General features: G+C 74.0%; 6 protein-coding genes. 3 read left to right on the top strand and 3 right to left on the bottom strand.

Annotation, left to right across the window (positions count from 1 at the left end):
* The first annotated feature begins 266 nt into the window (after window positions 1–266).
* Window positions 267–1,130 (top strand): serine hydrolase, encoded by an 864-nt coding sequence (locus A949_RS0129565; RefSeq protein WP_019359673.1) that lies wholly within the window; start codon window positions 267–269, stop codon window positions 1,128–1,130.
* A 356-nt stretch (window positions 1,131–1,486) separates the two neighbouring features.
* Here A949_RS0129565 and A949_RS0129560 read toward each other — a convergent pair whose 3' ends face one another.
* Window positions 1,487–3,763 carry an ABC transporter permease gene (locus A949_RS0129560; RefSeq protein ID WP_037708156.1) on the bottom strand — a complete coding sequence of 759 codons (2,277 nt, stop codon included), beginning with the start codon at window positions 3,761–3,763 and terminating at the stop codon, window positions 1,487–1,489.
* Between the two features lie 80 nt (window positions 3,764–3,843).
* Window positions 3,844–4,548 (bottom strand): ABC transporter ATP-binding protein, encoded by a 705-nt coding sequence (locus A949_RS0129555; RefSeq protein ID WP_037708128.1) that lies wholly within the window; start codon window positions 4,546–4,548, stop codon window positions 3,844–3,846.
* Window positions 4,549–4,762: 214 nt separating this feature from the next.
* Here A949_RS0129555 and A949_RS0129545 point away from each other — a divergent pair, with 214 nt between their 5' ends.
* Both A949_RS0129545 and A949_RS0129540 read left to right on the top strand, forming a co-directional pair.
* Window positions 4,763–6,067 (top strand): sensor histidine kinase, encoded by a 1,305-nt coding sequence (locus tag A949_RS0129545; RefSeq protein WP_051019684.1) that lies wholly within the window; start codon window positions 4,763–4,765, stop codon window positions 6,065–6,067.
* Window positions 6,064–6,744 carry a response regulator gene (locus A949_RS0129540; protein ID WP_019359668.1) on the top strand — a complete coding sequence of 227 codons (681 nt, stop codon included), beginning with the start codon at window positions 6,064–6,066 and terminating at the stop codon, window positions 6,742–6,744. Before A949_RS0129545 ends, A949_RS0129540 begins: the two co-directional genes overlap by 4 nt.
* A 207-nt stretch (window positions 6,745–6,951) precedes the next feature.
* Here A949_RS0129540 and A949_RS0129535 read toward each other — a convergent pair whose 3' ends face one another.
* Window positions 6,952–9,384 carry an ABC transporter permease gene (locus A949_RS0129535; protein WP_019359667.1) on the bottom strand — a complete coding sequence of 811 codons (2,433 nt, stop codon included), beginning with the start codon at window positions 9,382–9,384 and terminating at the stop codon, window positions 6,952–6,954.
* Between the last annotated feature and the right edge of the window lie 3 nt (window positions 9,385–9,387).

Here is a 9,387-nt window from a genome sequence, read left to right as displayed (position 1 = left end):
GCCCCGGACAGCGGGCCGTCGGCGCGGACACCCGCCCGGCGCTCCGGCTGAGGAGCCGGCCCGTCCCACCGAGCACGCCGGGTCTCGACCCGGCCACGCACCGAAACGGGAAGAACGGCATGAGGAAGAGCGGAAAATCGACTGCGCTGCGTCCTGCACGCCAGGACCCGGCCCGGGGTGGCGCTGCGGGAGGCCGGGCGCGGCGCGCCGCGCCCGGGCCGGGCCGCACCGGCGAGCGGCGCCGAGCGGGTCGGGCCCTCGGGCTGATGACGGCTGTCCTGCTCTGCGGCACGGCCGCCGGAGCGCCTGCCGCGGCGGACAGTGCGGGGGCATCCGTCGCAGCCGACAGCGCCGCGAAGGCGACGGCCCGTGCACCGGTGGGCAGCTCCCATGTGGTGTGCAGATCGCACGACCGTGCCCTGGCGCACGAGCTCTCCGGGGCGGTCGCCGCCGCTCTCCGCCCGCGCCACAGCTCGACGGCGGTCGCGCTGTACGACCGCTCGTCCGGCACCACGTGCGGATTGCGTGCGAGCGCCGCCTATGACTCGGCGAGCGTCGTGAAGGCCACCTTGCTCGGTGCGCTGCTGCGGCGTGCCGAGGAGGACCACCGCGCGCTCACTCCGCAGGAGAAGAAGCGTGCCACTGCCATGATCACCACTTCGGACAACGACGCCACGAGCGCGCTGTGGGGCCAGGTCGGGCGCGGTGGCGTGCAGCACTTCCTGGACCTGGCCGGTATGCGGGACACCGAGCCGGGCCCCCGGGGCAGCTGGGGGCTCACCCAGGTCACGGCCCGGGACGAGGTCAAGCTGCTCGAGTTGCTCACCTCGGGCAACCGGGTGCTGGATGCCGGATCCCGTGCGTACGCGCTCGGCCTCATGGGCGAGGTCGTTCCCGGCCAGCGTTGGGGCACCCCCGCCGGTGCGCCGAAGGACGCCACGGTGCAGGTGAAGAACGGGTGGCTGCCGCGTGCCACCCATGGCTGGCGGGTCAACAGTCTCGGGGCGTTCACCGAGGGCGGCCACGACTACGGAATCGCCGTGCTGTCCCAGGACAACAGGACGATGGCCGAGGGCGTCGACACCGTCGAGGCCGCGTCCCGCGCGATCCACCGGCGGCTGGCCCGCTGAGGTCCCCCGCCGCAGGCCCCGGCGGTCGAGGCCGGGCCGGCGGACGTTCCGTGCCCGTTCGCCGGGGAATCCCCGCACGACGGCCTCCGAGGAACCCCGCGGTCTTCAGCCTCGTACCGAGGGACCGAACGCCCGTACAGGAGTCCCGATGACCGGCGGCACACACCACCACCGTGTCGGACGGGGCCGGGGCGCCCAGGGGCCGGCCACCGGCGGGCAGCCACCCGGTGCGCGCCCGGTCCGAATGCCCCAGTCTCCGGGAGACCGGGGCATTGGGGAGTTCCGGGGGATGCGTCTCCGTGCTCGACGGCGGAGGACTCGCTCATGACCGTGCCGGGCGGTCGTCCGCGGTGGGCCTACTCCGTGCGCAAGGCGGCAGCCGTCCGCATCCGGGCCGCCCACCGGGCCGGCAGCAGCGCCCCGAGGACGGCGACGACCAGTCCGCCCAGACACAGGAGCACCAGCTCCGGCGCCTGATACACGGCGAGCACCGTGTCCGGCAGCCGCAGGCCCGCGCTGTCGGCCATCGCGGGCAGCACCCAGCCGTGCAGGGCCATCCCCAGGGGCACCCCGAGGACGCCGCCGGCCAGGCCGGTCACGACGACCGAGGTGAGGACCATGCTGGTGGTCTGGCGCGGAGTCATGCCGAGCGCCTTGTGGATGCCCAGCTCGCGGACCCGCTCGCGGGTGTCGAGGAGCACACCGCTCAGTACGCCGAGCGCGGCGACCGCGACGAGCAGCAGGGTCAGCAGCGCGGACAGGGAGTTGAGGGTGACGACCATCTCGCTTCCGCCCTCGGAGCCGCCCACGTCGGCGGTCAGGCCCAGCGGGCGCAGATCCTCGTTCAGAGCGTCCGTGTAACTGCCCGCGTCCGTGCCGGAGGTGACCGCGATGTGGTGGGCCGTGGGCGCGAGGCCCGGTTCGGCGGACCTGAGCGTCGCGGCGTCCGTGAGCACCTGCATGCCGTCATGGCGGGGGTCGAGGATCTCGCCCACGATCCGCACGGTGACGGGCGCCCGGCGGCCGTCGAGGGTGATGACGTCGCCCACCCGCCGTCCGGTCGCGGTGAGGAATCCGGTCGGTACGACGGCCTCCCCGGGCTTGTGGAGCCAGCGTCCGGCGACCATCGCGTACCCGGCCCACGAGGCATCACCGGTGAACGCGGTGACACGGGTCGAGCCGGACACACCGGCCACTGTCACCGACGTGGTGGCCGTGCCGAAGTGTGCCCGGGTGCCGGGCTGTTCCTCGATCACCTTGCTCGGGTCGGCGGGCCGCTTCTCCGTACCGGGGACAGCGGGGTGGAGGACTCCGATGGTGACATCCGCGGCGTCATGGTCCCGGGCCGTCATCACCTCTCCGAGAGAGGAGCCCAGGCCCACCGTGAAGGTGACGGCGACGGCGCCGAACACGATGGCCGTGCCCATGGCCAGGGTGCGGGCGGGCCGGGCGAAGGGCCGCGTCAGGCCGAGCGCGACCGGACGGGGCACGGGCAGCCGTGCCGCCAGGCGTGCCGCCCGCCGGCCGCGGACTGCTTGCCGGTCGCGGCCCGTGGCGAGGGCGTCGACGGTGCGCAGTCGGCCGGCCCGCCAGGCGCCGGCGCAGGCGGTCGCGGTCACCAGACCGAGCACCCCGGCGATCACGGCCGCGTCCACCCACGGCTCCACCCCCAACCCGCTGGTGCCGTAGACGTCTTCGGCGTCGGACAGGATCGGGACGGCGAGCAGATGGCCCGTCACGACGCCGAGCGCCGTGCCCATGAGCGTCGGCAGCAGGGCCTGGCCCAGGTAGGCGCGTACGACCTGGGCGGGAGTGAAACCGATCGCCTTGAGGATGCCGATCCTGCGGATGCCGGAGCCGACCGTGGTCGCGACCACATTGCCCACGATCAGCACGGACATGACCAGACCGAGCACCCCGAACGCCATCAGGAAGGGGACGTAGAGCGCGGTGTCCCGTTCGACGTGCTTCTTCACGGTGAGCCAGGACTGGGACCCGGCGACCGCCTTCGCGGGCAGCTGTGCGGTCACCGCCTTGCGGCCGGCCGCGACCTGGTCGGCGGTGTTCGCCGCGGCGAAGCGGTAGAGCATCTGGCGGCCGGTCGGCTGCCCGTGCGGGGTGAGGGCGGTGAGCTGGGCCGGGGTGACCCAGGCTTCGGCGGTGCCGGTCGCGGAGCGGGCCGCGCCGACCACCTCGAGGGCCGGACTGCCCGGCAGATCGGGGAAGGTGACCTGCCGGCCGATGACCGGGGAGCTCCAGCCGCCGGCCGGCAGCACGATCTCGCCCGGGCCGGTGGCCCATCGGCCCGCGGTCAGGACGAGGCGGTCGACGTCTCCGCCCGGCTCGGCTCGTCCGACCACGGTCATCGGCGGCGCGGGGAAGCCGTCGGAGAAGCGCGGGGTGAGCACAGTCGTACGGAAGGGACCCGCCGCGGCGCTCACCCCGGCGGCGTCGCCGGTGGCCCGCAGTTCGGCGTCGCCGGTGCCCGGCGCGTACTGCACGGACAGATGCGCACCGTCCTGCCGCGCGAAGGCAGCGTCGAACGGCCCGCTGGAGGCGGCGAGCAGCGATCCGGCGAGTACGGAGGAGGCCACGGCGATCAGCACGGCGAGCGCGATCACCGCAGTCTGCACGCGGCGCCGGCCCACCCCGGAGCGGACGACACGGCTCAGGGCGCCCGCGCGACCACGCAGCGGCCCTCGGCGTGCGGCGCTCAACGGACCGCCTCCGCACAGGAGTCGGCAGCGACCCTGCCGTCGGCAAGATGGATCGTGCGGGTCGTGCACGCCTGGGCCAGGGCCACATCGTGGGTGACCAGGACAACGGTCTGGCCGTCGGCATGCAGAGCGCGCAGCAGCTCGCTGACGTCCTCGCCGGATGCCGAGTCCAGGGCCCCGGTCGGCTCGTCGGCCAGCAGCAGCGGCGGCCGGTTCATCAACGCCCTCGCCACCGCGACGCGTTGCCGCTCACCCCCGGAGAGCCGGCCGGGACAGGCGCGGGCATGCCGGTCGATCCCCAGGCTCTCCAGGAGCTCGGCCGCCCGCCGGTGTGCCGGGCCGCGTGCCGTACCGGCCAGTTGGGCGGGCAGCATCACATTGTCGGCGACGGTCAGATCGTCGAGCAGATGGAAGAACTGGAACACCATCCCGATCTTGGCCCGCCGGAAGCGGGCCGCCGCCGCTTCACCGAGCCCGTCGACCCGTACGCCGTCCACCGTGACCGTCCCCGCGTCCGGCCGGTCCAGGCCCGCGATCAGATTGAGCAGGGTGGACTTGCCGCTGCCCGACGGCCCGAGAATCGCGACGGCCTCACCGGCCCGCACGGTCAGGGAGGTGTCCTGCAGGGCGGGCAGTCCCTCGGAAGCTGTGTCGTGGCGGCGGCTCACGTCACGCAGTTCGACCACTGGCGTGGTGGGCATGGGGTTTCTCCTCGAGTCCGTATGTTCCGCCCGGCTGGGCCCGACCGACGCTAGGAGCGGGGAGAGCCACGCCGCGTCGGCAGCCGGACCCATGTCGGCGGAACGCGAGGACGACATCCCGGCGGGGGTCCTCCTCGGGGAGTAGTCGTGGGGCGTACGGGAGTGATCTGCGGGGACGATGCGAGGCGCAGGGCTGCCCGGCGAGAATGGCCCGATGGACACAGCGCCCGTGGCAGCCAGGCTGAGCGACGGCATCGCCCTGCTGCGGCGACCGACCGGTCCGCCGCCCTGCCCTGCCCGGCGCAACCTGGTCTTCGACGCGCTGCTCGCCCTGGGCGTCGGCGGCGCCGTACTCCACTGGGCCGTGCACAACGGCGCGGAACAGCTGCGCAACTCCCCTGACGGCATCGCCACGCTCGTGCTCGGCTCGGAGGCCGGCATCGAGAGCGCCGTGGTGGCACTGACGGTTCTCGCCTGGGCGCCCTTGCTCCTCCGCCGCCGATACCCCCTGGCAGTGCTGTGGATCGTGACGGCCGCGGCAGTGCTGACGCCGGCCGGCGCGCAGCGGATCACCTTCTACGCGATCGTCATCGCCGCCTACACGGCCGCCGTCTACAGCCCCTACCGGGCCGCCGCCCTGCTCAGCCTGCCGGTGACCGTGATCACCATCGGCACCGACGAGCACACCCGCATCATGGGGGCGATGACCTCGCCGCCCATCGTCCCCACCCAGTACGTCCCGCTGCTCATCCTCATCCCGCTGATCTTCGCGGCGAACGGTATGCGCACCTGGAAGCTGCGTACCGCCGCAAGCCAGGACCGGGTGTCGGCCCTGGAACGCGAACGCGCCGAGGAGCTGCGCCGCGCCACCGAGCAGGAGCGAGCCCGCATCTCCCGGGAGCTGCACGACGTCGTCACGCACAACGTGAGCATGATGACCATCCAGGCGGGCGCCGCCCGCAAGGTCATGGACCTCGCTCCCGACGAGGCCCGCGAGGCCCTCCTCGCCGTCGAGGCGGCCGGCCGCTCGGCGCTGGCCGAACTGCGCCACACCATGGGCCTGCTCACCATGAACGACCCGCAGGACCCCGACCGGCCGACCGCCCCCGACCTGACCCCACAGCCGGGGCTGGACCAGTTGGATTCCCTCGTCGACCGCATGCGCCACACCGGGGTCCCCGTCACCCTCACCACGTCCGGCACCGCGCGCGACGTACCCTCCGGTATCGGACTGACCGTCTACCGCGTCGTCCAGGAAGCCCTGACCAACATCGTCAAGCACGCCCACGGAGCGCAGGCGAAGGTGGTCGTCGACTACGCCGACGACCATCTGAAGGTCGAGATCGCCGACACCGGCGGCGCCCCCTCCGCCACTGCGGCCACCGGCAACGGCCGCGGCCTGCTCGGCCTGCGCGAGCGCCTGTCCGTCTACGACGGCGCCCTGCACACCGGGCGCCGGCTGACCGGCGGCTACCGCGTCAGGGCCCACATCCCGCTGCCTCCTGCGGAGACCGTGTGAGTGCGCCGCTGCGTGTGGTGGTCGCCGACGACCAGGCGCTCGTACGCACCGGCTTCCGGTTGATCCTCCTGGCCGACGGCATCGACGTGGTGGCCGAGGCGGCCGATGGCGAGGAAGCGGTCGAGGCAGTGGCCCGCACCGGGCCCGACGTCGTCCTGATGGACATCCGCATGCCCGGGCTGGACGGCCTGGAGGCCACCCGCCGCATCCTCACCGGCGCCCCCGAAGAGCCCCGCGTGATCATGCTGACCACCTTCGACCTCGACGACCTGGTCTACGCCGCGCTCGCCGCCGGGGCCAGCGGCTTCCTGCTCAAGGACGTCACCCCCGAGCACCTGGTCGCCGCCGTCCGCTTGGTCCGCACCGGCGACGCCCTGCTCGCACCGGCCATCACCCGCCGCCTCGTCGAGCGGTACGCCCACACCGGCGCCGCGCCCGCCCCCGACAGTTCCCCGCACCGCGACCTGGAAGTGCTCACCCAGCGCGAACTGGAAGTCCTGCGCCTGCTGGCCCAGGGGCTGAGCAACGCCGAACTCGCCGAGCGTCTCTTCCTGTCCGAGACGACCGTGAAGACCCACGTCGGCCGCATCCTCGCCAAGCTCCGGCTCCGTGACCGCGTCCAGGCCGTGGTCACGGCCTACGAAACCGGACTGGTCAGCCCCAAGACGGCCGGGTAGGCGCCGTGCCGAGGATCCGGCCTGCCCCCATGCGGGGCGCGCGGGGCTTCCCGGACACCGTTTCGAACTGCGGCCAGTCGCCACGCTGCCCCGCCGCCACCACGATCGAAACGGACTTGCGGTTCTGTCCTCGTCCGCGAATCCCGGACCAGCCGACGCGGGGACACCCGGCCGGCCCGCCGACGGGCAGGGGCAAGGCCCCGGGTGTCAGAGGGAGTCGCCGAGGGTGTCCGCGAGGCGCTGCCGTACCGCGCGCGAGGCCGGGAGCAGGGAGACGGCGACCGCGCCCGTCACCACTGCCGTCACCAGGAGGAGCAGGACCGCGGGCGGGGGGTGCTGGGCGATCCCGGCGCCGATGCCGCTGGAGCGGCCTTGCAGGTCGATCAGCCATCCCGACACCAGGACACCCGCCGCTGTGCCGACCAGGGCCGCGGCCAGGGCGGTGAAGCTGGTCCCGGCCACGATCACGGCGATGATCTGCCGTGGCGTCAGTCCGATGGCCCGGAGGGCGAGCAGGTCCCGGCGCCGGTCGCGTACTCCCGCGGCGATCGTCGTCGACAGTTCGGCCAGGCCGATCAGTGCCAGCACGGTCACCAGTCCGCCCAGCACTCCGTGCACGGGCAGCAGTTCGTGCACCGGGTTGGGGATCTCGCGCACGTCCACCGGGCCCTCGGCCGCCGAGGAGAGTCCGGCGGCGACGGCGGCGGGGTCGGCGTCCTGGTCCAGGACGAGGTGGTAGAAGCCGGGGTGCGGAGCGGCACCGCCCGCGCGCAGCGTGTCGAGGGTGGTCGAGATGACCCGGCCGTCCTCCTCCGGTTCGATGCTGCGGCCGACGAGGTGCAGCACCTGCGGACGGCCGCCGACCGTCACCCGCACCCAGTCGCCGACCCGCACGTCCAGCAGGTCGAGCAGGCCCTGTCCGGCGACCGCCTCGTGGGACCTGTGCGGGGCACGCCCGTCGGCGATGGTGAGCGGATAGGGGTCCCGGTCCATGCCGAGGCCCCGCAGCGTGATCGTGCTGGTCTGGCCGGGTACCAGTGCCTTGGCCTCGGCCCCCGGGTAGGCCGCGGTCACCTCCGGGTGCCTGGCGACCATCCGCGCCACGGCGGCGTCGTCGAGTTCGTCGCCGCGCACGGTGAGCGCGGCGGGGATGCCCACTTTCTCCGGGTTGTGCTCCAGCCGGTCCAGGGTGGTCCAGGCGCCCAGCACGATGGTGATCAGCAGCAGGGGGACGGCCAGCCGCGCGACCGCGGCGCAGGACCGCGCACGGGAGTGGAAGGCGCCCCGCCACCCGAGGACGAGCGCGGGCGGCAGCCGCAGCCCGAGAGCGCGCCGTACGGTGCCGGGCATCCGGCGGACGGCGGGGGTGGCGGGCCGGGCGACCGGTACCGGCGGGACCCGGCCGACCCGCCAGGCGGCGAGTGCGGTCGTACCGGTGATCAGGAGCAGCGCGCCGAGCGGGATCGCGAGCGGAACCCAGGCGTGTGCGGGAAGCGCCTGCCACAGCCGCATGGCTTCGCCGAGCCGTCCGGGCATCCGCGGCCCGAGGAATTCGGTGAGCAGGGCGCCGCAGGCCACGCCGAGCAGGCCGAGGGCTGCGTGTTCGAGGAAGAAGGTGCGGATGAGCTGGCCGGGGGTGAAGCCGATGGCCTTGAGGATCGCGATGTCCCGCAGGTGGCCCCGGATGCTGGTGCTGATGGCTCCGGCGACGGCGAGCGAGGCCGCGAGCAGCGCGCTGAGGCCGAAGAGGCCGAGGAGCAGGCCCAGGAGCCGACCGCCGCCCTCGGCTTCCTCGCGCGCCTGCTGCCAGGTGGAGACGGTGACGATCCGGTCGTCGCCGAGTTGGGTGACCGCGCGCTGGACGACGAAGTCGGTGTCCTCCGGGTCGTCGAGCCGCAGCCCGATGGTCTGCCCGAGCTGGTCGTCCTCGTGCTCGATGTGCGGCAGGGTGTTCGGCAGCACCCAGCCGATGCCGGGGGCGCGGCCGGGGCTGTACCTCTCCTCGGCGGATTCCGCGACGCCGGTGACGCGCAGGGCGTGCGCGGTGCCGCGGGAGTCGTGGACGCGCAGCACGTCACCGGGTTCCGCCCACAGGGCGCGGGCCAGCGAACTCTCCAGCACGATGCCCTCGGCCGGGTGCGTGGGGGCGCGCTCGGCGGGAGCCGCGCGTATCGCGTGCGGGCTGCGGTGCGCCGCCTGCGGGGACGTGGCCCCGGCGTCCGGTGCGGCGGTACCGGCCGGGGTCCGCCGACCGGTGCCGGCCGCGTCGCTCTCCTGGAGCCAGCGGCCTTCGGTGATCAGTGGGCGGGCCACTTTCGGCGGTTCGGGGCCGGCACCGCGGAGCTGGATCCTCGCCCTGGTGCCGCCGAGCTCCGCGGTGGCGGACGCGGTGCGGAACGCGCGGGAGGCGGACTCCACTCCCTCGAGCCCGGCCAGTGCGCCCGCGTCGGCCTCGGTCGTGGTCTGGATCCAGATGTGCGCGCCGTTGGACTCGGTGAACACCCGCTGCCAGGGGCTGGCCCCGTACGCGAGGAACGCGCCCGACAGCAGCAGCGACATGGTGACCCCGGCCGTGGCGAGGAGCAGGAACAGCGCCTCGCCACGGCGCGCCCGCAGATCGGCGCGCACCCAGCGCGCCATGGC

This window comes from Streptomyces sp. AA1529, from assembly GCF_000280905.1.
Classification (GTDB): Bacteria; Actinomycetota; Actinomycetes; order Streptomycetales; family Streptomycetaceae; genus Streptomyces.
Note: the sequence above shows the minus strand (reverse complement) of the source record. Positions and strands in the feature narration are given on the sequence as shown.